This is a genomic window from Pseudomonas sp. S35, assembly GCF_009866765.1.
In the GTDB taxonomy this organism is placed as follows: domain Bacteria; phylum Pseudomonadota; class Gammaproteobacteria; order Pseudomonadales; family Pseudomonadaceae; genus Aquipseudomonas.
Genome location: NZ_CP019431.1, coordinates 2085626 through 2109495 on the forward strand (window position 1 = coordinate 2085626; position 23870 = coordinate 2109495).

The window sequence follows — 23870 nt, forward strand, 5'->3', positions numbered from 1 at the left end:
ATCATCAACAATCAGAAGAACTTGATCTCGTTGCCGAGGTGGTTGTTAGCCAAGTTGCCGTTGTTTCAACGGTCTGCCTAGTGCCAGGCGGGGGGCACTAGCGGCTGCGCGCACCGACGCGCATTTCCTGCTGCTGCATGTCGGCTTGTTGCAGTTGTGTCTGCAACGCTTGCTGCGCAGCCTGGTGCTCTTGTCGGTTCACTGTTTCGATCGCCTCGGCGCGAAGCGCGCGGCCAGGCTCGGCATTGGCCAGTTCCTGCGTCATCTGCCGGAACAGGCCCCGGTCGCCGTTCTGCGAGGCGGCCAGCATGCGGTCGAGGAACACGGCAGGATCGTTATGCAACGTGGAGGAGGGCTCGCCATTCGCCACCTGTATCGCATTCTCGTGCCCAGGCACCCGCAGTGGGGTCTGCCAGCCCTGAGGCGCGGTACTGTGCTGTTGCGTGTCGTGCAGCTGCTGCATATGCTCGGGCCATGTCGGTACGCCAATGGCGCTGCGTCCGGCGCCGGGCGCCAGTGGTCCGCGCAGTTCATCGATAGCATCGTCAGCCAAGCCCTGCCAGCCGCGTGCTCCGAGCGTGACGCCGCTGCGCAACGACGCCACGTCACCGCGATACTTGTCGATCATCGGCGCATAGTGCTGCGCCAATTGCCGCGCTTCCGGATCTTCCAGCACCGAGTGGTCCGGCCTGCCGTTGCCATCCACCGGCAGGAAGTTGTGCATGCGGTGCGACCCCCCCAGTCTAACCGCCGCCGCAAGCGGATTACGTGCATCCAGCCCGCTACGGCTGTTGTCGTAACCATCCAGCTCCAACGTAGCGATCTCCTTCGGCGTGGCATACACCCGCACCTCACCGTAGTGCCGGCTGGCGGCACTTACCGGATCGCCAGCCATCACGTGATTGATGACATCGTGGCCGCCTTCGGGAATGCGCCGGTCCAGGCTGACCGCGCCGTAGGAGTTGAAGGTCTCGCCCTTGAGGCCGAAATGATGTGCCGTGATCTGGGTCAGGCCACCGCCAAGGGAATGGCCGGTGACGGTGACTTCGGGCCGGTAACCATCTCGCTTAGCTTGGCGTTCCGCCATCTCCAGTGCATGCCGGGTCAGTTCGATGGCATCCGCCACCTGTGCGTTGTGGCGGGTGAGAACCATGCCACCGTCCGCCAACAATCCATCTTGCATGGGCTGACGATCGAACGTAAGCCCGGTCCAGAAGCCGGGCCTACGGCTTTAGGGGGCGCGCAGATATGGATTGTTGGGCGGTACTTCATCAAACAGGTGTCTGGGATCCTGCAGCAGATAGCCGTGCAACTGCCGTGATTTGCGTGGCCCGATGACCTCGCAGGTCCAGATGTTCAATCCATTGTGTTGCTTGCGGTGCAGCAGCAGTTTCTCGAAGTGCTTCTGCACCCACTGCCATTCCTGCACTTTCTCCTGCTTAGCCAGCGCGGTGATTTGCGGGTGCTCTTGGGCGTAGCGCTGGAAGACGCCGGGACTGACCAGGTAAACAGTATCGGCGACTGTATGCACCAGTGCCTTGGCATCATTGATGATCAGCTTGCGTGACTCGATGCTCTGTTTTAGCCAGACGATGAAGTGTTGGGCTGAAGGCAATACCGGCGATGAAGTGCCTCCCGTTGGATTGCTTGGTTGGCTTGGCTTGGCAATGAGCTTCGCCTCGTATGCTTGTAAGTCCGCAGATGGCTCTTCTACAGCAGGCTGTGCCGAAAGAGCAGGTTCGCTGATAAGCGACAGCAAATCTTCCATCGCATTGGCTTGAGCCGGCTCGGACTCGGCGACTATTGCCGCGGATGCGTCCACAAACGAAGGGGAATCGACGGGATCGGGCGAAGGTCCAGGGGAGTCGCTGTTGTCCTCGACCACCTCGCCCGCCGAGGCTTCTTCGGTTACGGTGCCGCTGAAAGGCTGTGGGCGTTCTGCGGCTTCCCAGATCAGTGCTGGAGCCAGGCGCAGCAGCGTGAAGCTGTGCGACCAGCCGGTCTCGCTGGTGACCGTGGCTTTCCAGACGGCTTTGCCTTCGGGTGTTGCCTGGAGGATGCCGTGATCTTGCAGCACATTGAATACGGCGGTGTTGTTTGAAGGAATGCCATCGATGCCCTGTGCCAGCAAGTGAGCGCGCAACTTGTCGGAGACGGTCTTGCTGACGAGCCACAGCGCATCGTGCGTCAGCCAGCCATCGGACGCCTGGGGCTGATTGAGCTTCAACTCTTCTTTGAGCAAATAGCGCAGGCCATCCAGCAGCTTGCGCTGCAAAGCGTGTTTCGGTGCGGCCATCGCCTTTGCCGGATCGCCTCCCAGTTCCTGGGCGACGGACGCACGGTCGGCCTTGACCACTAGTTCCCCGAGCACCCCGGCATGCTCGTACTGTCCTGCCATGACGTACAGCAGCGCAGCCCACAATGATGGGAAGCCGCTGAGCCAGTCTAGGATGAAGCGATCGATCACCTGGTGGTACAGCAGGCCGGTAGCTGCACCGTGCAGACGATACTCGCGATCCTCCCGGTAGCGGAATCGGTAGGGTTGCTTCAGCGGACCATGCCATGGGTGCCAGACACTGCCGTCGGCATGCTCGACATGCAGGTCAACTGCGATCTTGCCGATGTCGTGAAGCAGCGCGGCGTAGGCGGTGGCGGCGGTCCAGGCTTCGGCTTGTGCGGCCTGGTCTTCGGGTGTTGTGCCAGCAGGTAACAGGTAGGACTGCCGCAGCTTGAGCGCGTAGGCCACGATTTCAAGCCCATGGTCGAGCATGCCACCGTGGTAGGCATGGTGGTGGCTCTCAGAAGCGGGGAATTGCTGCACAAGCGCGGCGTAGCGCTGCAAGGGCGTGCGATACAGCGTGTCGAACTGCCGGCGAGACAGCGACGTGCGCTGCCAGATGTGTTCCAACAACTTCTGTCGGCGCGGGGTGGCGAGCAGGGACGCGGCCGTCTCCGGCCGCGTCAGCCCTTTCGGGAGGTCAGGGGCGGGTGCTGGCGACGGGGCGGCAGCGACCGAAGCCTGTTTTCGCTGGAACAGGGAGAGCATGTAGGTGTCCTGGTGGTGGGCCGACCGGGAGGCCTTTTGGCCTTTTCGGGGTAGGGCCTTTCCCCTTGCACCCCATTCCCTTGCCATTTCTGCCCTTTGGCCTTTAACCGTTTCGGTATAGCGGGACGTAGATTGCGGTTCCAGCGTCAATGTGGAACCCGTTCGTGTGGATTGGGCGGTCGGCCTATGCTGCGCGGACGCCATTTCTGCCACGTGGGTTCTTGCTAGGGCGACAAAGTTGACAAAGGCGACTAGTGAGACTAAAGTTTGATCTACCTCACATCGCCTGGAGATGATCATGTCCAATGCCGTCGAACTCATTGCCGACCGCCTGCCGCGCGTTACGGAGGAGGACGTGCGCCGCTTCGCCGCCATTGTCGATATCCGAGATGTCGGGGCTTTCGCGGCCGAGTTGCAGGCGTTCGTCCACGAGCGTGTAGAGGCCGTGGAGCTTCCCGCCCGCTTGGAAATGGAGACGATGGAGCGGACCTTGGAACGCAAGGCGTCCGCGCTGCGCGCCGACACACGCTGGGCACCGAATGAAACCGAAGTCCAGCGAGGCCGTACCGTGTTGCTGGAAACCTTTAACCAGCCGCATAACGTGCCTATCCCCGAATTTGCCAAGTTGGCGGACAAGTCGCGTCAGCAGATCTACAAGGACATCCTCGCCCGTCGGTTGCTGGCACTGAACGTGGGGCCGCGCGGCCAGAAGCTGCCCGACTGGCAACTCGACCCGGTGAAGCAGCAGTTGACCCAAGCCGTGCTTCAGGAGGTAGAGGGCATCGACAACTGGACGATCTACGGTGCGCTGTCCGAACCGCTCGAAGGGTTGGGCGGGCGTTCGCCGGTGGATGCGGTGACGCCAGACTCGATCGACGTCGTAGCTGAGGCCGTGTTCAACGTGCTGGGCGTTCAGGTGCATTGAGGCGAGGCTGCCATGAGTCATGAGCTACCGTCATTCCTGATCAATGCGGGTGACCTGCTCCAACATGTGAGCCGCGTCGTCTATCGGGGCAGCCCACTGCACTATGGCCGCAGCAGCACGAACCGCTACGACGCCCCGACGCGTGCCTACGGCGTGCTCTACCTGGGCCGCGATCTACCAACGGCGCTGATGGAATCGGTGTTCCACAAGCACCAGTGGCTTGCAGACACGAAACGCTCGATCGCGCTGAAAGAAGTCCAGGGCCGTATGGTGCGCGCCGTGGGCGTTCTGAACGATGTGCGCCTGGCCGATCTCACGGCACCGGGCGTCATGGCGGGCTACTTCGGCTTGAACCTGGAGCAATTGGCCAGTCGCGACTACACGCACACACAACAGGTGTCCGCCCAGGTGTATGCGATGCTCGGAGACGATGGCCTGCCGCTGTTCGACGGGGTGCTCTATCCGTCGCGCAACAACTATCCCGCCAAGAGCATTGCCCTGTTCGAGCGCGCGGAAGCGAAAGTCAAGGTCATCAAGGATATCGACTTGGTTGACCATGTGGACTGGCCGGGTTTCGTCGCCACCTATCGCATCGGTGTGGAGCCCGACCCTGGCCCGGTTGAACCGGATGACGAAGCGTCCTGAAGCAGCAAGAGAACACATTGAAGCTCCAAGCAGAATGAATTGGACCAAGCTGGAATAGGCATCCTCGTGTAGCAGGAGACGACCATGAACACGACAACTCGCATCAGCACCGCAGAACGCCTCGGCCGTGGATGGCGCGCCTATGCGCGCGGCGAGCGAAGGTTGTCGAGTTGGCTCGCCTCCAAGGGGGTGCCGGTGGTTGGAGCTGCCTTGGCGGTGTGGGTGGTCAAGCTGGCCGTTCTCGGTGTGCTGCTGTACACCATGTCTTGGCTAGTGTTGCTGCTGGTGTTTGCGGTAGTGGCCGCATGGGTCGCGCGCAACGCCGGACTGGCCGACGACCCGCCCGAGCCGGAGTGGCGAAACGGCTCTGCTGGATTCGGCCTGTACACCTACGACGGATTTCGCATCGATCCGCACGTCGAAGACGACGAATAACAGTCCTTATTTCTTTGACAGAGCATTGATCGCAATGCCACCGCCCTTAGCCCCGGCAGCCTTGGCGTCCCCCGTTGCATTGGCGAGTCCTTGCAGGACGTTGCCAGCGCGGATGCCTGCCCATGACAAGGCCATGATCCAGAATGTTGGCAACACGATGAACATCGCCCCCATGACGAAGTTCAGCAGCATGTCGCCGAACGCATTGTTCAAGCCGACCAGCGGATCGAAGTTGTTGTGCGGCCGGTTCCAGCCCCAGCCCCAGCCATAGAGCGCATCGAGGATGGTGCTGTCGATCCAGCGGGCCAACTGGAGCCAAAAATCGACGAAGAACAGCGCGAACTGCACGACGCTAACCGTGACGACCGTCTTGAGGTCGTAGGTGCCCACGACCAATACCAGCGGAATGCAGATCACCAACGCCATCTTGAGCAGTGCGAGCACCATGGGCAGTGCTTGGCGCACCACGTCCATTGCCGGGAAGGCGGCGAGGGCACCAACCGCCAAGCCAACATCGCTGGTGGCACGGTTGACGACGTTGGGTAATGTCTTGTCAATCTGACCGCCGTAGTCCGTATAGACCGAGCCCTGATTGAGCTTCTGTTGCCGCGGCGAAGCGATTGCGCGGATCACCGAATCGTCCACTTGGTTGCGGCTCAGGAATCCAGCCCAGCCTGCCAGCCGGGTAAGCAGGTTGGGGTCCACTTGGCCCAGCAGCCGTGCCCGTAGGCCGTTGCTGCCATCGGCCCACCATTGGCGGCAGTTCGGGTAGCCGCCGCCGCTGGACACCTGCGCAAGCCCTGCATCGCGGTTGCTGTCGTAGGGCCAGTCCTCGCGCGGGGTGCTGGAGCGATAGCTGTCGTAGTAGCCGGCCGTGTCCGTGAAGAAGCGCGAGCCGATCCAGGTGACATCGTGCATCTGCTCTTCGTCGAGCTGCGGGCGCTGCATGAACAACTTGGCACGGGCCGGCCCGTAGCAGTCGTGGGTGAAATCTGCCACTTCCTGGGCCAGCACTGGATCGTCGATGCGCGTGGCGTCGATCTCCATCCGCATCTGCCGCAGATCGGTGCCGCAGGGGATTGCCGCAACAGACGCGCCCGTGACAGCGCGCGAGAGCGCGTGCATGAAGGCCCACCACACCGGCAACTTGGCGCTTTGGTTGTTGAGGGTCGAGAAGGACTGCGACCAGCCTGTATCGGCAGGCTGCGGCACGCTGACCTGGCACTGCGCGGAGCGTGAGCTGTCGTACTGGATGGTGTTGAGGTCGACGTCGATGAAAGGGATGCCGGCAAACATCACCACCACGATGGCGACGAACACCCGGTTCTCGATGCGCGCAGCCGAGAGCACACCCTTGTTGCCTTCGTCGGCACCTTCCGTGCGCGCCTTGAGCCATTCCTGCAGGATGATCGCCACGAAGGGGAGGGCGAACACCCCGCTGGATACCAACACGGCCCAGATGCCGTTATTGACGATCCAGGAGACAAGGGTGAGGTAGTACTCCAGGTAGTCGGTCGTGAAAAGCGTCATTGCCTGACTCTCCCCTCAGCCCTGCATCAGCAGGCTGGTTTCCAGCGCCACGATGGCGAGCACGCCGGCGATCTCGCTGCGCACCAGACGGCGCCGCGCCTGCGCGTCTTCGTCGCGTGCCAATAGCCGGCGCCGCATCCAGACCCATCCGTAGGCTGTCGCCCCGTACAGGCACAGTCGCCACACCAGGAAATAGCCTGCCCCGGCCGCCAGCCACTGCTCCCAACCGGCAACGCTGCCGACCAGGTAGATGCCGGCAATGTTGGTCCCCACGGCAACGACAATGATCACCACCGTCCACAGCAGCGCCTTCGCCGCGCGCCGGCTGAACAGCCAGTGCGGCCGCAGCCAAGTCATGCTCATGGCCGGCCTCCCGGATTACCCTTCTGCAATTGATCGAGGCGGTCTGGCACTGGGTCGCCTTCGTAGATGCCGCGCGAACCCGCCGCGCGCGTGCCGTGGCGCTGGATGATGGCCATCGGCGAGTTGTTGGCCAACTCGCGGCGCAGTTCCAGCTCGGTCTTGAGGTTCTGGATCTCCCCATTGAGCGCGTCGCTCTCGTGGTTCACGGTCTCGACCGCCAACTCGTTGGCCGCCACGTTGGGCTCCTTCTTGCCCGTCAGCAGGGTCCGCTGGAGCAGCAATGCCTTCTCCAGAACCGACGACAGCGCCACCTCGGACGCCAGGCGCCGCGCCAGCAGGTCTTGATCCGGCTCGTCGCGTAGCGCCTCGATGACGCCGCGGGTGATAGGCAGCGAGGTGCTGCCAGCTACGCGCAGGTTCTCGAACGTCGTGTTGCGCGTTCCCGAAATCAGTTCCTGCAAGGCTTCCAGCTTCGCCTCGTACTCCTCCTGAATCAGCGGCGTTAGCCCTACGCCGGGCACTGTCTCGGTCTTGATGCAAGCATCGCAAGTGCGCTGCTCCTTCTCGCCCAGGACCCGCGTAGCCCATTCGATCGCCTGTTGTGGTGAGTTCCAGGTCTGGCAGGACAGCGTGGAGCAACTCGTCTGATCTATGGATGACGTGTCGGTCACGCCGCGGCCATTGACCAGGTTGTAGCCAGCCCGAGTGACATCGCCGATCACTCGGATGGCCGGCTGGCCCGCGCCGCCGGCGTTGCTGCCACCCACCCAGGGCACGCCATCGTTGCCGCGCTTGGTTTCTGCCCGCTCGATCGCCGACACGGCGTCTGTGCTCGATACCGCATCGCGCAGCGCCATGCTTTCCGCCATCTGGCTCCATCCAAGCTGTCCTCCCGCCTTGTCGGCCATCTTTTCGGCCATGGCGCGGCACGTCAGCTTCGAGCGATCGTAGTCCAGCCGCGCCTGCAGCACGCCATTTGTGAGCAGGTTGTACAAGCCTGGATCGGCGCGCTGGATGATCAGCGCAGGCAGAGACGCCACGGCACTCGTAGCGCTCTGGATCACGTTGCTCATGATCTGTTGGAAACCGTTCGTGACACCGTTGAGCTGGTTTTTCAGCGTGGTCTGGATGCTCATGTCGCCGCAGATCAGGTTGCTGTTCCAGCCCGCACCGACGCCGATCGAACGCATGCCTGCCGCGCGGCCCATGGACACCGCGCTGCCACCGCCGATCGAGTACATCACCTCATCGCCGATGACGGGCCCGCCGGTCTGGAAGCCAGTCTGCGCCCATGCCAGGCCGGATCCCAGGGCGAGCGCGCCGACCAGCGCCGTAGGGCGCAGCAGGCGGCGTGCCTTGGTGGAGAGGTTCATCAGTTCAGGACGCTTCATCGCCGTCTCCTCAATAGAAATCGACGCTGCCGAGGAACACCTGGCCCCGGCGTTCGCAGCACGCATAGGGCCGCCACAGCGCCCAGGCGTAGTCGCCTTGCTGGGCTTGTGTCAGGGAACCGCCGCGCGGGAAGACCGCGCAGGACGAGGACAGGACGGGCGTGAGTTCCTGCCACTTGCCGGTCGAGGCATCACCCTCCATCAGCGCGCCGGCAGGCCAGTAGCCGGGCCACGAGTTCGCCAGCAGCGGCTGGTAGACGTGGATCTGCCCGCGACGCGTGATCACATCGCCCGCACGCTGGGCCACCACGGCACCAGTCTTGTGGTCGTCCGTCTGGTGCAGGAAGCCGCCGCGCGGATAGACATTGCCCCAGAGGTTCAACGTCGAGCGTGCGCCGACCTCACGCATCCCAGGGATCAGTGCCTCCGGGTAGGCCATCTCGGGCACGTTGTAGCGCCAGGCCAGCGTGTCCAAGGTGCTGAGCAGATACGGCATGAACGCCGTGCCCGCGCCTTCGCAGAAGTAGCCCGATGACGATACGAACCGGTTGAACACCTCAACGCCGGGATGACCGATGACATCGGCGTTCTTGAACTTAGCGAGGTTGTTTTCGTGGTCGTCGCTGGCGGTGCCGTCGCCACCTGCCTGGGCCGAGGGGTTGGGCATGCTCATCGCCCGTACTTCGACCCAAGGGTTTTCGCCAGTGTTGTTGTAGCTGGAGACGACCGCATCGGGGATGTAATGCCGCACTTTGACGGACGTGCGCACCGTGCAGCCGGTCACGGTGCAGTAGAGCCAGTAGCAAATGCCCACCACCCGGTACTCCAGGCAATCTGGCGATGCCACTGAACCGACGATGGTCGCGGTATTCAGGGCATAGCTGGCGGTGGCGCTGACTAACAGCAGCGAGGCCACCGCGACACGCAGGCGGCGCAACAGGTCGAATGGGCGGATCACGGCTGTGGCCTCCGATGCTGTTCGATGCGCGCGACGGCACGCGCGACGTCCGGCTCGCCATAGACCACATAGCGCCGGTCCACCACGACGGCAGGGATGGTGGTGATGCCAAGGCTCCATGCGTCGGTGACGCCCTGGTATGCGAGGGCGATGCGGCGCTGAAGGTCGACACCGCCTTGATCCATCCGACGTTTAGCGATGGCTGTCGCCTGTTCGGGATCGGCGGGCAGTGCCGCAGAAAGCTCCGCTTCGATCCGGGGCGCTTCGTCCAGCTCAATCAGCTGCTCGCCGCCCATGGCCCTGACCGGATGACGGCTGTCGGTGATGACCAGCACATCGGCAGCAAGTGTGGCCGGGCTGAATACAGCCAGGGATACTGGTAGGACAACGCCCAGGCCAAGGGCTCGCCAGCCTGGTGCAAACCTGGGAAAAGTTGCTGGCATGTTGCATGTCCCTGAAGTTTGATCAGGACCATAGTCAAACGTCGAACCCGATGCGGCACCCACAAACAATGCGCATTGCGGGCACCCCGCATACCTGCCTATCTCGCCGCAAAGAAAAGCGGGAGCCGAAGCCCCGCAGTGATCAATGAAGCGCTGCGCTATAGCAGGTTGCGCTTCGCAGTTGTCAACGAACTATTCGAAGCGCGCCTTGCCTTACCCAACGGAAGCTTCCTGACGGGCCTCTGCATCGGCGTGCTAATCCGCAGGAAGCGCTATGTACTTGGGCTCGACAAAAATTGACGCTAATGCTGACGCTCGGCACATCCATTCATCGACGACCGAGTGTGATCCACAGAGTCCGTCCCCTTAGAGCCTAACAGCCCTTTTTTGGGCCGTTAAATAAAATGCTGCGAAAGCCAAGATCCAAGGCGCAATTTGCGAGCCCTAACTCTATAAATAACATGCGTTCATTTTAAAAAGTTTTTCGCAAGTAAAATAGAAAGGCCAAAAGAGATTAGTACAGAAGAGGCGCTTGCGATTAACGACCAGCGCGCACCATTCATAGGATCGAGGCCAAGAAAGACTGCGGTCACTAAGCCGCCTATCATTTGTCCTAGCAGCCTAAGAGTGGCTAGCACTCCATTGGCTCTTCCGCTTTCTTCTCTTGCGCTAAAGCTCAAAAGAAGCCTCAAGTTGGGAGTTTGGAACATGCCAAATCCGGCCCCAGCCAATGCTGAAAATAGTGGCGCAAACCACGGCGTTGATTTAATGTTCAGAATGCTCAAAAGAGTCACACCTATGAGCATAAAAAACAAGCCCGTTACCAGCAAGTACGTGGGCTCTATTTTATCCGACCATAGTCCTGCTAAGTAGGCGAAAAATCCGGAAAGCAAAGACCAGAAGAACATCACTTTAACGGAGGCGCCCAACCCCGCAGCGTGCTCGACAAAGAAAAAGAAGGGCAGCGAGATGAGGGCGGCGCCTTGTGAAATATAGCCAAAGAAAGTTATCAAAGTTGCCGTGATAAATCCTCCTCTATTAGAGGTTGCAGGTAGAAATTTCAGCACAGAGTGTGGACTATAGGCCAGAAGAAAAAAACCAATTACCAAAGTCAATCCACCCAGCTTTAGACGAGCCTGATCATTTCCACCCCCTCCCACCATTGCAAGAGATGAAGACAGCAGAAGAAAGGTAGCAAAGACTACTGAAAAATCCCACCATGGAATCTTAACCCGTAGCTTCTTTGAGTCATTAGGGATAAACGATATTGAGAATAAAAAAACTGCAAGCCCGATTACAGAATTCAGAACAAAAATGACCTTCCATGAGGCAAATGTCAAAAGAAGAGAAGCAAACAAAGGCCCCGCGCAGAATGACAAAGCTACTACCAATGCGCTAATCCCAATACCTCTCCCAAAGAGATGGGGCGGGTAAATGTTTCTTATAATTGCTATGTTAACTCCAGCCAATGCACTTCCTCCTAGACCTTGAGCGCAGCGGAGCAATACTAGTGATTCAAAGGATGGAGAAATTGCGCAACCCAATGAGGACAATGAGAATGTAACTACTCCAAATATATATACTGACTTATGACCAATAATATCACCAATGGCAGAAAAGATAAGCAGCGATGCCACCATTGCAATCTGATATGCGCTGACTATGAAAATAGAATTAGATGCCGAAATTTCTAATTGATGTGCAATTCTCGGAAGAGCGATGCCTATCATCGAGGTATCAAGAATGGCCATAGCCACTCCTAATAGAATCGCCATCATGGCCACAGATCTTTTCTTGGCTGAAATGGGCGAATTCATGGCGCACTTACCGTGTAGATTAGTGAATTTTTATTTGATAACTTAATCTTAGAATTTCGGAAATATCGTTGATCGGATTTTCGCCAGTCACCAGGTGTGCGCTCCATCCGCGGCTACTGGCGATGAGTACGTTACTTGCCGAATCATCAAAGAAAATAATTTCCTTGCCAGCCCAGCCTGTGACTCTTTCAACCTCTTTGAAGGAGTCGGGATCTGGCTTTTTCTTTTTCATCATGAATGACAGGAATGCATGGTCGTAGGAAAATGAAAACTTGCGGATGAAATCCCAGTGCGTTTCGTTGGTATTTGAGAACAAAAAAACTTCAATGCCGGCCTCAAGCAACTTTGAAAGCATTGCGGATGCCCCCGAGAAAGGACTGATCAATCTTTTCTCCACAAACCATTTTTCAATTGGAATGGCGTTATCGGGGTGGCCGCTGATCTTTTTTAGTTCCGCAAAAAACAGCTCGGGCGCCAACTCGCCCAAGCTGTAACTATTAAGAAGCTCCTCGAGTCTTGAATGATCAAGGGGATCGAGCCACGATGAAATGGGCGGCCCTAATTTGACCAGAACACCACCAACGTCGAAACAAATCGCTTGTTTGTTTTTATTGACTTTCATCATGAGTGCTCTTCTTTCGAGAACGTTCTCCACACGCCTGTCTTGCCTGTGCAAGCGTCCTGAATTCTTATTCGCGTATTGTTCTTCATTGGAGAGGGGAGATTCTGGACTGGAAAGAATTCGGCGGCAGCAATTTCTGAGTCTGGTTGCCAAGCCTCTCTAGTTAATATTCTGCATGCGAAGTAAATTACTAGGTCTGACTTAAATGGCGCAGAATAAATGCCAACGAGATTCTCAACAATAACGCGATATCCCGTTTCCTCAAGAACCTCCCGAATTACGCCCTCCTCGGGTGATTCTCCATCCTCAAGCCGCCCGCCAGGAACCGTCCACCCATAAGGTGCGTAGTTTCTCTGGACGCAAAGGATCTGTCCGTCTTCGTTGAGGATATTAGCAAATACACCAATGGTGGTCATAATCAGATCTCCTCTTTACTTTGGAAAAGCTGTTGACTCGCTCCAGCGAGCCACTCACCCTGGGGGCGATCGCCTTGGACGTATGCCGGATTGCCATAGGCCAGCGTCCCTTCCGGAATACTTCGGGTTACGACAGAACCCGCGCCGATAAACGCGTTCTCTCCAATTGTCACGTGACCCAGCAACGTAACCCCACTTCCAATTCTCGCTCCCGACAGGACTTTCGGCGCTCTTAATATTTCGCCCGCCCGCCAGCGCATTTCATTGTCATTGATGGTTACCACTCTTGCGCCAATCTGCACGTTGTCGCCTATAAAGCAATTTCCTGTGATGTGTGTAAGTGCAGATATTCTGACATTGTTCCCAATGTTTGCGTCTCTCTCCAAGCATACGAGATGTGAAACTACACTATTGGCCCCGACATTGGCTCTGGCTCGAATTACGGTATTGTGTCCAATTATCGAATCTGCACCAATATGAACCCCTGAGCACAATAGGGCGCCTGATCTAATTATTGCCCTTTCACCGATCACGATCGGGCCGCTATTAACTCCGTCGTCCTCGCTGGCGACAAACCGGACATCAGGCGAAACTATGGCGCCTTCGCCCACTTGTAGTAGCCCATGCTGAACGGCCTGTTCGTAATTTAATGTATCCGCTACCATAATTGACGCTCCCGTGCAGGTGAAAAATCATTAACATTGCGCCCTAAAGATAAGGCGTATAGCTCTTCTCCTAGAAGCCCTCTTGCGACCTGTCCACGAAGCACATCCGTGGTGCCATCTGCGATCCGGAGTCCTAACAGATCTCGTAATGTCTTCTCCAGATTCGCCTCAGACGAATAGCCAAATGCTCCATGTGCAAGCATGCCCCATTGAACTGCTGCAATTGCCGCTTCTACGCTCTCTGCTTTAGCCATGGCTGCATCGACATAACTATATTGTTTCTGCTCTATGCGATGAGCGGTGCTCTGAATCAGAAGCCAGGCCATGTGCAGCCGCGAGGCATGCTTTGCATACTCTTGCTGAAGATGTGTAAAACGCCCAATTTTTCCTGAGAATGCGTAGCGGTTTTGCAATCTATTTTTTGCGTCATTCAATGCCCCTTGCGCTGCGCCTATTGCAGCAGCAGCCATTGCGCAACGCCAAAAAGAAAAATGAATGGAAAAAATAGTAAATCCCTGACCCTCGCCGCCAATTCTATTGTTGACCGGAACCGAAATATTGTTCAGGTCAAGTTGGCCCCAGGATATTCCCCGAAGCCCCATGGCCTCTATGTCAGTTACCTCAATTGCCGAATCGGATCGATTGATCAAGAATGCTGTTAGGCCTTGCTCCAAGCCAACAACATTTGCGAACACGATATAAATATCTGCTTGGCGAAGTCGGGCCACGTACTTCTTTTGGCCGCTAATCTCATACCGATCATTTTTGCGTACTGCAGTCGTTTTAATGGAATGCAAATCAGTTCCTCCGCCATCTTCTGTGATGCATATGGCCGCGAAGCTTTTTGAGCTTGCAATACTTTCGAGTTGGTTTTTGAACTGATTCGTTTTTTTTGATGCAAGAAAGACTCGTCCATGTCCAAGCCCGGGGGCGTCACGTAAATCCAGGCTCACACTCCCAAAAAATCTAAAAACATCCATAAGCCTAGGAATGTTTAATGGTGCGTTTTGACCTGATTTCTCCCATTTGTAGTCCAAGGAGGCAAGCTCAGGCACTGAATTCCTCCATGCTAGTGGATCGTGCAAGCATCCTTTGCCTTTCCACTGTTGAAGGTTGGACGTTATTTTGCTGCTGATTGCACTGCCCAAGAATTTCGGAATCGTGATGTTCATGATTACTCTATCCAAATTAAGCAATGAAAACACCGCATGATTGGGGTTGATGTATTTAAGGCATTTGCGGTAACGATACTTCCAAAACATATTGAATCGACTGCTGCCAGCCTATACGCAACTGTTCATGTCATTGTGGCCTTTTTGGTCTTTATTGGCGCTGTTTTGGTCTTAATGATTCCGCGGGTGCCGGTATGGAATCGTTCGGCGACAGTTATGCTCTGCGTAATCGCCTAGACAGGATCATGTCGGCAAGCGAAAGGCGTTTGTGGTGCGCCCGCAGGGAGGCCATGAGATCGGAACACGTTCGTTCCACGGGGTTCACCGCTATCCCGTTGTTTTTAGTAATATAATAAACAGTTAGATTGTAATTGCTTAATACGAGTTTGAGAATGAACGTGTCTTCACCGTGGATACACGCAAATGAACTCAAATTCGTGCGTTTCGACGCCGCTCTTGCGCCCCGTCAATGGGCCGGCATGGCCAGCTTTGTCTGTGCTGCTGTTGTCTGGTTTCGTCACGACTCTTGATCTTTTCGTGGTCAGTGTCGCCACTCCCAACATGCAGGTCGGGCTGCGAGCGAGATTCGCGCAAATCGGTTCAATCGTGGCTGGCTACGAACTGGCCTTCGGCGTCTTGCTGGTCATCGGAGGTCGGCTTGGCGACCTGTTCGGTCGCCGCCGGTTCTTCGTTGCCGGCCTGGCCGGTTTCACGCTTTCATCGGCCTGGTGCGGGCTGGCACCCAATGCCGGCTTCCTGATCGCCGCACGGGTGTTGCAGGGGCTGACGGTCACCTTGTTGTTCCCGAAAGCTTGTGCCGTCATCCGTGTCAACGTCGGCGGCGACGACAGCCGCCGCGCCTTCGGCCTCTTCGGCTCTGCACTTACGGGCGATGACGCAGCAGCGCGAACGTGCGGCTACTCCTCCGCCTCCGTGATGAGGATGGTCTACAACCTGGGGGCCGCCCTGCTGGTCTGCGTGCTGTTGCTGATGCTAGCAAAAGCACAGCGGTCGGCAGGCTGAGGCGGAGCGGCACGCGATGGAGCTCCGGCATCTTCGTTGCTTCTTGGCTGTGGCCGAGGAACTCCATTTCGCGCGTGCAGCCGAACGGCTGCACATCGACCAGTCCCCACTGTCGCGCACGATCAAGGAACTGGAGGATGATCTGGGTGCACCGTTATTTGCGCGCACCACGCGCAGCACCCGACTGACCCAGGCCGGCAAGCTGTTTCTCGAACATGTGCCGCGCGTGTTCGCCGCACTGGACCAAGCCCGCGCTAGCGTGCGCGCGGCCGCAGCGGGCTATGAGGGTCAGTTGCGTATTGCGCTGTCCAATGGTATCGCCCCAGCATGCTTGTCCTCCCTCATGGTGCTGTGCCGACAAGAAGACCCGGAGATCGCCATCTACTTCGATGAAGTCCCGCTCATCCAGCAGATCAAGGGCTTGCACGATGATCTGTACGACGTGGGGTTCGCGCAGTCCGCAGATGTCGGCGACGGTATTGCTGCCGAGCCGGCCTGGCGCGATCCGCTGGTGGTTGCGATCGCGGCGGGTCATCCCTTGCTGGCGCATGCGCAAATTCCCCTGGAGGAGGTAGTGCGTTATCCGTTAGTGATGGGCGACCCCCAGGCGTGCGAAGGCTACAACCACCAGATCGAACAGATACTGCGTGCGCTGGACAAGGACCTACTGGTGTCCAAACGGGTGATGTCCTTCGACTTGATGATGGCGCTGGTGGCGGCCGGGTTCGCCCTGGCGTTGGTGGGTGCCTCGCAGATAGTCGCCACCCGCGAGTCCAACATCGTTGCGCGACCACTGGCCGGTGGTTCGCTGATGCTCACGACCTACCTCCTAAGGCGGGCTACCGATTCATCGGAGGCACTGGACCGTTTTGTTGCCCGCGTCGGTAGACTGAAAGTCCATACCAGTGAGTTCACTCGGGCTATCTGGGCATGTCGCTAACAGTATCGGCAGGGTTCTCGGGGATGGCATTGGAGGCCGGGCCGTCAGCCGACAACATGTCCATGGCCGAGAGCAGGGAATCGCCCTCGACCGGCCCCTGCAGCAGGATTGCCTGACCGGTCTGGCGATCGTGCAGCCGGACCGACGGCGTGGCGGTTACGCCGCTCTTCGTGGCTTCGGCGGCCTGAGCGCGGATCGCTGCCTCGGGCCGCTCGCTCGCCAGGCATTGCTCCATGGCTGGCGTGAGGCCGGGATAGCGCAGGCCGTCGGGCAGGCCTTGGCCGTCGCTGCTCGTATGGGCATAGACCCATTCGACGGCCTGCCAGAAGGCAGCATGCCCACCCGACTCAGCGGCGCATTCCGCAAGACGTGCTTCGGTTGAGGCAGCTGGTTCGTGCGCGGCCAGTGGCATGTGGTGCCATCGCAAGGCCACGTCCGCGTTGTCGCCCACCCAGCGCTTCAGCAACGGGAAGTAGGACCGGCAGAATGGGCACTCGAGGTCCGCATAGAGCGTCAGCGTGAAACGGCCCTCGGGGTTGCCCAACTGCCAGGGAGGCCCAGCCACCTGTGCAGTATTGAACGGCACGGGCGACTGCGGCGTGGATTCGCCGGACGACCTGGACCAGAGCCAGATCAGCAGTAGCGCGAGCAGCGCAGCGGCCAAGCCCCAGAGCCAGCGAGTCCGCGAGCGCCTGCGGCGGAACGCCTGCACCTGGATCGGAATGGAAGGACGGTTGGGCGTCATGGCTTTCTCCGGTGGCTATTGCGGCAGGTCCAGGGCCGGCGACTCGATGCCGCGCGCCTGGTCGATCTTCTCGGCCACCTTGAAGGCGGCGTGCAACTCGCTGATGCCGAACTGCTGCATGAGTTGGTAGCGCTCGGCTTTTTCCTCGGGTTCGGTTTGCGCGAGCGCGAGGTAGAGACTCGGTGGCACGGCCCGGAAAAGCACTTCCATCGACTTCGACAGAATGACGCCTTCGGTGAACTTGCCGGCCTCTTTCCTGGCGGACAGCATCAATGCCTTCTGCGCGGGCGAGAGTTCACGGAAGCGCGCAATCTTCTCCACCTCGTCCGGCGGCATCGACAGGCAGATCCACCACTCGATCATGTTGAGCATGGGTTCTGCGGCACGGGGTAGATCGTCAATGTTCTGCGTCGCGAGCCAGAACCACGCGCCCAACTTGCGCCACATCTTCGTAATCTTCACGACGTAAGGCGCGAGCAGCGGGTTCTTCGTGATGACGTGGCCTTCATCGGTCACGTTGATGATCGGCCGCCCGAGGTATTGGTCGCGCTCGGCGATGTTGTTGACGGTGCTGATGAGGCTGATGTACGCGATCGACAACTGCGCGTTGTAGCCTTCGCGGGCGTAGGTTGCGAGATCGACCAGCGTGATGTCGGCCTCGGGCCACGGCGTACCGGGCCGATCGAACATCTCGCCGTCGGTGCCCTGGCAGAACATGTCCATGGCGTCGGCCATTTCCAGTAGGCGCACGCGCCGCATTTCCGGGAGCGTGGCGTCGCTGCCGCGTGCGCGCAGCGCGTCCCGTACGTCGCGCGTAAGTACCGTGCGCTCCTCGCCAACGCAGCTTTCAGCCGCATCGAGGATGCACTGGCGGATCAGCGAGCGGTCCGCCCGCGTCATTCGTGCCTCCTCTTTGTCCTCGCCGCCGGTGATCATGAGGCGCGCGGTGATTTCCAGTTCGCCGAGCACGTCGCGCTGCTCGTCTGCCTCTATGGCGTCCTGTGGTTGTTCCTCGTCCAGCGCATCTGCATCGAGCGTCTGCATGTCGCTCGGCGTCTCGATCAGTCGGCGTGCGTCAGCAAAGGGAGCCAGGCTCACGCCCACCCCGGGCGCGAGCTTGACGCGGTGGACCGTCAGGCCGAGCTTGCGCGCGAACTCGGCGAACAGCCCGAAGCTGTTGCCAGCCTCCACGATGAACAGGCGCGGGCGGTAGATCGCCGTGACCTGGTTCAGCAGATTGTTGAGCGTGGCCGACTTGCCCGAGCCCGTCGGCCCGAACAGGAAGAGGTGGGCATTCATCTGCCTGTCCAACCTGTTGAGGGGGTCGAAGGTGATCGGCCCGCCGCCGCGATTGAACATCGTGATGCCGGGATGCCCTGTGCCCTGGCTGCGCCCCCACACCGGCGATAGGTTCGCGGCATGCTGTGCGAACATCAGTTGCGTGTACCACTTCTTCCGGTCCAGGCCAGGGTTGTAGCAACACGGCAGCCAGCGCAGATAGCTGTTGAGCGGCGCCACCTCGTCGTCCTCGCGCACCGGCTGCAGGCCGGCGTTGAGCATCACGTTCGCAAGATCGAGGCCGCGCCGGTCCAGTTCGGCTTCGTCGCGCCCGCGCAGATAGAACGCCAGGGTGCCTCTGTAGAGCTTGTGCGCGCTTCCGATCATCGAGCGCGCCTCATGCACGTCCTTGAGTGTTTGCTCGGACGCAAGAGTCTCGCCCACAGCCTTTCTCGCCAGGTGGTTCAGTTCTGATTCGAGGACGTCCTGCGGCGTGGCGACCATCGTCAGGCACATCAGCGTGTCTTCGGGCATCTGGTCGAACAGCGTGTTGATCGCATCGCCCTTGCGGGTCTCGCCGGTCAGGTGTCCCGTGCCCGGTGGCATGCGAAGCCGGTCAGTGACTAGCACGCGGTGCGGCATCCCGTCGAAATACCAAGCGCCTTGCGCGACATCGGAACGTGGTTGCCCAAAGAACAGCCGGTGGCTGAAATCCCGTCCGCTCGCCAGTTCGATCTCGCCGTCCTCAGCTTCGTCGGGGTACCGCGCCAGCGCGTAGAAGCGCTCGCGGTCCTCGGCACCTGGCCCAAGCAACTCGGGATTCGGGTTGAACCACCGCAGTAGCCAGTCGTGAACGTCTGCTGCGACCATGCGCTGGGCCTGGATGCCAGCGTTCGCCAGTCCTCCGCACAGGCGGTCGCAGACGATGTTGAGCATCTGCTCCGGCGTCTGGCCACGGCGGCTCGCCTGCCCGGTGGAACGGCGATAGACCACCATCCGCACACGCCGGGTCTGGCCGCGCCAGCGCAGCCGCGTGACCACAGTGTCCTCGAACAGGCCGCCCGGCTTGGCTACCGCGCGCAGGTGATGGCCGAAGAAGCGCAGATAGAACTCGGTGAAAGCCGTATCGCGGGCGCGCGGCCGCACGTAGTCGCGCAGGGTCTGCATGTATTGGTCGAAGCTGGGCTCGTCCTGAGCGTAGAGCTGGAGCACCCAGGGGTTCTCATCCAGTTCATCAAAGCTGTCCTGAAGCGCATTCTCCAAAGCGTCGCGGGCGTGGGCGAGCCAGCCGGGCTCCCGGCCCTCGGTGCCCAGCGGCACCAGTTCGAAGAAGGCGGCCACGGATTGGCCGTCCTCCAGCAGCATCGACTTCGACTCAGGCAGGAACTCCACCCAGGGCAGCAGTTCCACAAAGGACGGCGCAACGTCGTACAGCGCCTGCTCGTCGGCGGCGGTCGCCGGCCTGTGACCCTGGACCGCTGCACCGGGTTCGGGCAGGCCAGCTCGATGCAAGGCCTCGACGTGGCGCAGCCAGCCGTCAGGCTGCTCGTCGTTTCGGTTTGCTGCGGCGGCCAGCTTGAGCCAGGGGAGCTTCCAACGCATCAGTAGTCCTCCACACGCTCGCCCGGCATGGCGTACTGGATGCGCTGGTACAGGGGAAACACGGTGCTGTAGCCGGGCACGGGCACGGGATCGGTCCCGGCGATGTGGGGGTACACGTACATCACGAGGTCGGGATTGGGCAGGCGCTGGAACTGGCGATAGACCTCGTTGCGCGCCGTGCGGGTGTAGCGCATCTGCTCGGCGGGTGCGGCCTGCACGTCGGCGTCGGTCAGCGGCCGGCGCAGGCTCTGGCGCGCGTCGAGCAGCTGATGGCGCGCCACCTGGCCGGCACCACCAACCGCGCCGTCGCCGGTCTCCTGCTGCCAGATGTCCATCATCGAGCGGTCGCTATGGGTCAGCAGATCCTCCTTGCTGGTGGCGCAACCGCCCAGTAGCGCGAGGAGGAGGGCCAGCGTAACGCCCTTAGTCAAGTTCGAGAGCATGGTTTTCTCCTGCGCGGTGATCAACTTTGCGACCTTCGGGATCGAAGTCGATGGCGAGCGGCTTTTCGAGGTGGACGGCGACTTTGGCGCCGGGCTGGACATAGACGGCAGCGAATGCCTGGCCGTACAGCTTGTTGACCCAGTTCGACATCTCCTGGACACCGCCCGCGAGAATCCGGCCGACCGCTTCCTGACCGCTGATGCCCACGGTGCCGATGGAGCCGTCCGAGCCCACGTAGGACATCTGGCCACTGTCGCTTTGGATGAGCGAGGCCACGCCGGCGCCGGCTGCCGTGATGAGGGCTTGCGAGCCGAGGTACTGCTGCGCATTGCTGCTCCGCTCTCCGCTGACGCACGGGATGCCGTAGGGATCGCTGATCCAGCCCAGCCCCCCACTTTGAGCGTTCTGCTGCTGGTTGTTCTGCTGATTGCCGTCGCGGTCCTCGGGGATCGTGCGGATGGTCCCGTCGTGGAATACGAAGGTGATGCTGCGCACCTGGCCGCGCACGCATGAAAGCGTCCAGTCCCCCGAAGCCGTGCCGCTGAAGACCGCACCGGCCACGTCAGGAATGTCGATGCCGTTGGCAGTGAGATTGTCGGGGCCGACGAGGACTTTGAAGGGGTAGGGATCGTTCACGGTTCCATCGATCGGGACGCGCCCAATCAGCGCCGTCATCGCCACCGACCCCATGAGCGTCGAGTTCGTCGGCACGGTATAGACGGGCTTGGTGCTTTTGACCTGGGCGGCGCCTTCGCCCGCCTTCGGCACGGTTTCCGCCGTGGTGTTCAGCGTGCTCTGCGCCGGGCCGAAGCTCGTCGGGAAGCTCATGGCACTGCTGGACGAGCCGCGTCCCTCAGCCTTCTTCGCGTCGTCCGGATCTACCCAGCGCATGCCGCCTTCCATCCCGGCCTCGTCGCCCTCGCGCAGCCCCAGGCCCACGGGCAGATCGGTATGGCCGCTCGCGCGTCCGCCGATGCTGTCCAGTCGACGCTGCAGGTCGGCGAGCAGGCCCTCGGTCTGCTGGCGTTCACTGGTCGCCTGTTGCTGGTCGCGGCGCAGGTTGGAGCGCTCGGCCTCCAGCGCCGAGTTGATGCGCTGGTCGATCGAGTTCTCGCGCTGGCGCAGGCGCTGGTTTTCCTCGCGCTGGGACTTGTTGTCGGACAGCGCGGTCTGAAGTTCGGTACGCAGTTGCTTCACCTGGGCGACGAGCGTTGCCACCGTATCGCGCGGGGTATCGCCCGCAATGCCCAATGCCTTCATTTCTTCGGGCGTGAGCCGGCTACCCGTGTCGGCCTGGGACGGTGCCGACGACCCGCCGCCCGAGAACAGCCGAATGCCGACGAACAGTACCAGCAGGGCGACAGGAATCATCAGCCACTTCAGGAGTCCGTTACTGCGCATGGCGGGCCTCCTTGCCGTCCTTCGGGGCCTCGGCGTCGACTTCCGGCTGCGGCAGATGCGTGGCCGGGTCGAAGCGTTGGATGGCAGGCAAAAGCGACTGCGCAAGGCCGTGCCCACGCGTCACCAGGTACAGGACGGTGGTGTCCTCGGGCGTGCCGCGCGGGCCGAGTGCCTCATGCTGCAAGGTGGCGGTGAGGAAATCGCCTTGCAGCACGCGTGGGTCGAGCGTGATCCAGCCGGTGCTGGTACTGGTGAGGCACACGGCCGTCACCCACTGATCTTCCAGCCGCCACGAGGCGAGTGCGGTGGCGCGCGCCGGCAGCGTCGGCATCAAGGTGCCGAGGTCCAGGTCACGGCGCAGGTTGACCCGCATGACGCCCGGCAGCGGCTCGACGGTGCGCAGCGGCGCGTACAGGTTCTGCGCGGCAAAACGCGTGAGCACCACCGGGATAGGCGTTTCGCGCCGGGCCGACTGCGCGTCCGCCTGGCGATTGCCGGTTGCTGGTGCCTCATCGGCATCAGCCGGCTGATCGCCGTAGCGCGCAGAGGGCGCAGCGCCCTCGACGATACGCACCGGCTCCAATGCCGGCTCGCCTTCCTTGGCCGGCTCGGCCGCGATGTCCAGCAGGATCAATGCCCCGGTGTCGGCGTCTTGCAGTTGGAGTCGCGTGGGTTCGATCGGCTCGTTCGCGCGCAGGTACACCGCGCCGCCCGCGCTCTGCACGCGCAGACGCTCGCCCACGCCCGCAGGCACGCCAACGCGGACGTTCCGGTCGATAAACACGATGCGTTCCTGGCCGACCTTCAGTGGCACCGCCAGCGGCATGCGTTCCCAGCGCAGAATCTCCACGGCCTGGGCAACAGGAGCCGAGGCCACGGCCAGCAGTCCCAGCAGCGCGAGTACAGGGTGCTTCATGGTGTTTCTCCTTTGGGCGCTTGCGGAGACAGGCCGCCAGCCGCTGGGCCGGTAGGCTCGGGTGCGCTGATGCGCTGGGGCGTGCCGTCGTAGCAGTCGAGCGCCAAGCCGAACGGGTTGCGCGAGGGATCGACGTCCACCCGCGTGACCTTGATGGGGTAGCGCACCAGGGCGCGCTTGACCTGCTCTGCGCCGTAATATTCGTCGGCGCTAATGTCCAGAGTGACCACCCAGTCGCGGTCGGAGACGACCCGCACGCGGGCGGTGGGATCGTTGCCATAACCGCGGCCAGGGATTTCATAGATGCCGCGCACGCGCTGCCGCAGTTCGCCCGTGCTGCGCCGGTAATCGAAGTCGGCACGCAGAAAGGCGTGGCAGGACGGTGTGAGGTACGGCGAGAGCGCGTGCAGGTTGCGCGGGTAGTCTTCCTCGCCATTGGTCGGCCAGCGATTCAACTGCTGGAACACGTAGAATGTGAAGGCGTAGACCGACTCGGGTGGGACCTCCCACCATTTGCGAGTACTCCCCGAACGCAAGTCCGGTGGGACATGAATCGTCAGGTCGCGCGGTGCGTTCCACCAGCCGCCGCCCATCACGACGGCGATGATCACCAGCGCGCCAGCGCCCAGCCGCAGCGTCTTAATGTGCGCCTGCAGATGGGTGATCTCGTTCTTGAAACGGCTCATTGCGCGCCCCTTGGCATGGATCTGCGGGTGGACCAGAAGCCCGAGCGCGAGATCAGCATATGGCCGCCCACCCAGCTGGCCGCGAGCGGATGGCGCGTGGCGATCCGCCACTGCAATTGCCGGTAAAGCCAGGTATCGGGCCGCCCACGCTTGAGGCGGCGGAGAATGCCCCCGCCGATGAACACGCCGAGAGCCACGCCCAGGACGACGAACGTGGGCGCGATTGCGATCGTGCGAAACACCCAGGACAACGGCGCGCCGACCAGCAGGCCGGCGGCGCCGGACAGACCGCAGCAAATCCACAGTTCGTCGGCGGTGAGGCCGCGCACAACAACGGGATGGCGGTTGAGCCGGTGCGGAAGAAACGTCACCGTCCCGTCGGCACGGACATGCTGGTGTTCGGACAT

23 protein-coding genes are annotated in these 23870 nt (G+C 60.6%); 5 read left to right on the top strand and 18 right to left on the bottom strand.

All coding sequences use genetic code 11. The features are described from left to right. Positions 1-97 precede the first annotated feature (97 nt). A complete protein-coding gene (locus tag PspS35_RS09470) occupies positions 98-1153 on the bottom strand; it encodes a lipase (RefSeq protein ID WP_159933836.1) in 1056 nt (351 codons plus the stop codon). Positions 1154-1231: 78 nt separating this feature from the next. Further along, positions 1232-3046 carry a MobH family relaxase gene (gene mobH / locus PspS35_RS09475; protein WP_159933838.1) on the bottom strand — a complete coding sequence of 605 codons (1815 nt, stop codon included), beginning with the start codon at positions 3044-3046 and terminating at the stop codon, positions 1232-1234. 298 nt (positions 3047-3344) lie between these two features. On the opposite strand from mobH, the gene PspS35_RS09480 reads away from it, so the two are divergent. From PspS35_RS09480 to PspS35_RS09490, 3 genes are all read left to right on the top strand, one after another. Further along, positions 3345-3971, top strand: coding sequence for an integrase (locus PspS35_RS09480; RefSeq protein ID WP_159933840.1), 627 nt, complete (start codon positions 3345-3347; stop codon positions 3969-3971). Between the two features lie 12 nt (positions 3972-3983). Further along, complete coding sequence (locus PspS35_RS09485) at positions 3984-4616, top strand: RES family NAD+ phosphorylase (RefSeq protein ID WP_159933842.1); 633 nt, start codon at positions 3984-3986, stop codon at positions 4614-4616. An 84-nt stretch (positions 4617-4700) separates the two neighbouring features. Continuing rightward, positions 4701-5051, top strand: a complete 351-nt coding sequence (locus PspS35_RS09490) for a DUF3742 family protein (protein WP_159933844.1) — start codon at positions 4701-4703, stop codon at positions 5049-5051. A 6-nt stretch (positions 5052-5057) separates the two neighbouring features. Here the strand turns inward: PspS35_RS09490 and PspS35_RS09495 are convergent, their stop codons facing one another. From PspS35_RS09495 to PspS35_RS09540, 9 genes are all read right to left on the bottom strand, one after another. After that, a complete protein-coding gene (locus PspS35_RS09495; RefSeq protein WP_159933846.1) occupies positions 5058-6581 on the bottom strand; it encodes a conjugal transfer protein TraG N-terminal domain-containing protein in 1524 nt (507 codons plus the stop codon). A gap of 15 nt (positions 6582-6596) precedes the next feature. Then, the gene (locus tag PspS35_RS09500) at positions 6597-6944 is read right to left on the bottom strand and encodes a hypothetical protein (protein WP_159933848.1); all 348 of its coding nucleotides are present in this window, start codon (positions 6942-6944) and stop codon (positions 6597-6599) included. Continuing rightward, on the bottom strand, positions 6941-8335 hold the full coding sequence (locus tag PspS35_RS09505; RefSeq protein WP_159933850.1) for an integrating conjugative element protein: 1395 nt from the start codon (positions 8333-8335) through the stop codon (positions 6941-6943). Before PspS35_RS09505 ends, PspS35_RS09500 begins: the two co-directional genes overlap by 4 nt. Positions 8336-8345: 10 nt before the next feature. Continuing rightward, positions 8346-9293: a TIGR03756 family integrating conjugative element protein gene (locus tag PspS35_RS09510; RefSeq protein WP_159933852.1), complete on the bottom strand. Its 948-nt coding sequence runs from the start codon at positions 9291-9293 to the stop codon at positions 8346-8348. Then, positions 9290-9736, bottom strand: coding sequence for a TIGR03757 family integrating conjugative element protein (locus PspS35_RS09515; RefSeq protein ID WP_159933854.1), 447 nt, complete (start codon positions 9734-9736; stop codon positions 9290-9292). Before PspS35_RS09515 ends, PspS35_RS09510 begins: the two co-directional genes overlap by 4 nt. 467 nt (positions 9737-10203) lie before the next feature. Further along, positions 10204-11553: an MFS transporter gene (locus PspS35_RS09520; RefSeq protein WP_159933856.1), complete on the bottom strand. Its 1350-nt coding sequence runs from the start codon at positions 11551-11553 to the stop codon at positions 10204-10206. Positions 11554-11572: 19 nt separating this feature from the next. Then, a complete protein-coding gene (locus PspS35_RS09525) occupies positions 11573-12178 on the bottom strand; it encodes an HAD-IA family hydrolase (protein ID WP_159933858.1) in 606 nt (201 codons plus the stop codon). Beyond that, complete coding sequence (locus tag PspS35_RS09530; protein ID WP_159933860.1) at positions 12175-12591, bottom strand: NUDIX domain-containing protein; 417 nt, start codon at positions 12589-12591, stop codon at positions 12175-12177. Before PspS35_RS09530 ends, PspS35_RS09525 begins: the two co-directional genes overlap by 4 nt. Positions 12592-13249: 658 nt before the next feature. After that, positions 13250-14428, bottom strand: coding sequence for an acyl-CoA dehydrogenase (locus PspS35_RS09540; protein ID WP_159933864.1), 1179 nt, complete (start codon positions 14426-14428; stop codon positions 13250-13252). Positions 14429-14851: 423 nt separating this feature from the next. Here PspS35_RS09540 and PspS35_RS09545 point away from each other — a divergent pair, with 423 nt between their 5' ends. Continuing rightward, positions 14852-15451, top strand: a complete 600-nt coding sequence (locus PspS35_RS09545; protein ID WP_159933866.1) for an MFS transporter — start codon at positions 14852-14854, stop codon at positions 15449-15451. Positions 15452-15467: 16 nt separating this feature from the next. Next, on the top strand, positions 15468-16391 hold the full coding sequence (locus PspS35_RS09550) for a LysR family transcriptional regulator (RefSeq protein ID WP_159933868.1): 924 nt from the start codon (positions 15468-15470) through the stop codon (positions 16389-16391). On the opposite strand, the gene PspS35_RS09555 is transcribed toward PspS35_RS09550, so the two are convergent. From PspS35_RS09555 to PspS35_RS09585, 7 genes are read right to left on the bottom strand one after another with little or no spacing between them, the layout of a single operon-like run. Continuing rightward, entirely contained in the window at positions 16372-17136 is a 765-nt protein-coding gene (locus tag PspS35_RS09555) for a DsbA family protein (protein WP_159933870.1), read from the bottom strand. The two genes, PspS35_RS09550 and PspS35_RS09555, sit on opposite strands and share 20 nt — an antisense overlap. 15 nt (positions 17137-17151) lie before the next feature. After that, a complete protein-coding gene (locus tag PspS35_RS09560) occupies positions 17152-20016 on the bottom strand; it encodes a conjugative transfer ATPase (protein ID WP_159933872.1) in 2865 nt (954 codons plus the stop codon). Then, positions 20016-20459 carry a TIGR03751 family conjugal transfer lipoprotein gene (locus PspS35_RS09565; protein WP_159933874.1) on the bottom strand — a complete coding sequence of 148 codons (444 nt, stop codon included), beginning with the start codon at positions 20457-20459 and terminating at the stop codon, positions 20016-20018. The genes PspS35_RS09560 and PspS35_RS09565 overlap by 1 nt, the downstream gene beginning before the upstream one ends. Then, on the bottom strand, positions 20440-21861 hold the full coding sequence (locus tag PspS35_RS09570) for a TIGR03752 family integrating conjugative element protein (RefSeq protein WP_159933876.1): 1422 nt from the start codon (positions 21859-21861) through the stop codon (positions 20440-20442). Before PspS35_RS09570 ends, PspS35_RS09565 begins: the two co-directional genes overlap by 20 nt. After that, positions 21851-22777, bottom strand: coding sequence for a TIGR03749 family integrating conjugative element protein (locus PspS35_RS09575; RefSeq protein ID WP_159933878.1), 927 nt, complete (start codon positions 22775-22777; stop codon positions 21851-21853). The genes PspS35_RS09570 and PspS35_RS09575 overlap by 11 nt, the downstream gene beginning before the upstream one ends. After that, positions 22774-23463 carry a PFL_4703 family integrating conjugative element protein gene (locus PspS35_RS09580; protein WP_159933880.1) on the bottom strand — a complete coding sequence of 230 codons (690 nt, stop codon included), beginning with the start codon at positions 23461-23463 and terminating at the stop codon, positions 22774-22776. The genes PspS35_RS09575 and PspS35_RS09580 overlap by 4 nt, the downstream gene beginning before the upstream one ends. Beyond that, a complete protein-coding gene (locus tag PspS35_RS09585; RefSeq protein WP_159933882.1) occupies positions 23460-23870 on the bottom strand; it encodes a TIGR03750 family conjugal transfer protein in 411 nt (136 codons plus the stop codon). Before PspS35_RS09585 ends, PspS35_RS09580 begins: the two co-directional genes overlap by 4 nt.

Excerpts from the sequence above, each read along its gene's own strand:
- PspS35_RS09470 (WP_159933836.1), bottom strand. The coding sequence starts at position 1,153 with ATGGTTCTCACCCGCCACAACGCACAGGTGGCGGATGCCATCGAACTG.
- mobH (WP_159933838.1), bottom strand. The coding sequence starts at position 3,046 with ATGCTCTCCCTGTTCCAGCGAAAACAGGCTTCGGTCGCTGCCGCCCCG.
- PspS35_RS09480 (WP_159933840.1), top strand. The coding sequence starts at position 3,345 with ATGTCCAATGCCGTCGAACTCATTGCCGACCGCCTGCCGCGCGTTACG.
- PspS35_RS09485 (WP_159933842.1), top strand. The coding sequence starts at position 3,984 with ATGAGTCATGAGCTACCGTCATTCCTGATCAATGCGGGTGACCTGCTC.
- PspS35_RS09490 (WP_159933844.1), top strand. The coding sequence starts at position 4,701 with ATGAACACGACAACTCGCATCAGCACCGCAGAACGCCTCGGCCGTGGA.
- PspS35_RS09495 (WP_159933846.1), bottom strand. The coding sequence starts at position 6,581 with ATGACGCTTTTCACGACCGACTACCTGGAGTACTACCTCACCCTTGTC.
- PspS35_RS09500 (WP_159933848.1), bottom strand. The coding sequence starts at position 6,944 with ATGAGCATGACTTGGCTGCGGCCGCACTGGCTGTTCAGCCGGCGCGCG.
- PspS35_RS09505 (WP_159933850.1), bottom strand. The coding sequence starts at position 8,335 with ATGAAGCGTCCTGAACTGATGAACCTCTCCACCAAGGCACGCCGCCTG.
- PspS35_RS09515 (WP_159933854.1), bottom strand. The coding sequence starts at position 9,736 with ATGCCAGCAACTTTTCCCAGGTTTGCACCAGGCTGGCGAGCCCTTGGC.
- PspS35_RS09520 (WP_159933856.1), bottom strand. The coding sequence starts at position 11,553 with ATGAATTCGCCCATTTCAGCCAAGAAAAGATCTGTGGCCATGATGGCG.
- PspS35_RS09525 (WP_159933858.1), bottom strand. The coding sequence starts at position 12,178 with ATGATGAAAGTCAATAAAAACAAACAAGCGATTTGTTTCGACGTTGGT.
- PspS35_RS09530 (WP_159933860.1), bottom strand. The coding sequence starts at position 12,591 with ATGACCACCATTGGTGTATTTGCTAATATCCTCAACGAAGACGGACAG.
- PspS35_RS09540 (WP_159933864.1), bottom strand. The coding sequence starts at position 14,428 with ATGAACATCACGATTCCGAAATTCTTGGGCAGTGCAATCAGCAGCAAA.
- PspS35_RS09545 (WP_159933866.1), top strand. The coding sequence starts at position 14,852 with ATGAACTCAAATTCGTGCGTTTCGACGCCGCTCTTGCGCCCCGTCAAT.
- PspS35_RS09550 (WP_159933868.1), top strand. The coding sequence starts at position 15,468 with ATGGAGCTCCGGCATCTTCGTTGCTTCTTGGCTGTGGCCGAGGAACTC.
- PspS35_RS09555 (WP_159933870.1), bottom strand. The coding sequence starts at position 17,136 with ATGACGCCCAACCGTCCTTCCATTCCGATCCAGGTGCAGGCGTTCCGC.
- PspS35_RS09560 (WP_159933872.1), bottom strand. The coding sequence starts at position 20,016 with ATGCGTTGGAAGCTCCCCTGGCTCAAGCTGGCCGCCGCAGCAAACCGA.
- PspS35_RS09565 (WP_159933874.1), bottom strand. The coding sequence starts at position 20,459 with ATGCTCTCGAACTTGACTAAGGGCGTTACGCTGGCCCTCCTCCTCGCG.
- PspS35_RS09570 (WP_159933876.1), bottom strand. The coding sequence starts at position 21,861 with ATGCGCAGTAACGGACTCCTGAAGTGGCTGATGATTCCTGTCGCCCTG.
- PspS35_RS09575 (WP_159933878.1), bottom strand. The coding sequence starts at position 22,777 with ATGAAGCACCCTGTACTCGCGCTGCTGGGACTGCTGGCCGTGGCCTCG.
- PspS35_RS09580 (WP_159933880.1), bottom strand. The coding sequence starts at position 23,463 with ATGAGCCGTTTCAAGAACGAGATCACCCATCTGCAGGCGCACATTAAG.
- PspS35_RS09585 (WP_159933882.1), bottom strand. The coding sequence starts at position 23,870 with ATGTCCGAACACCAGCATGTCCGTGCCGACGGGACGGTGACGTTTCTT.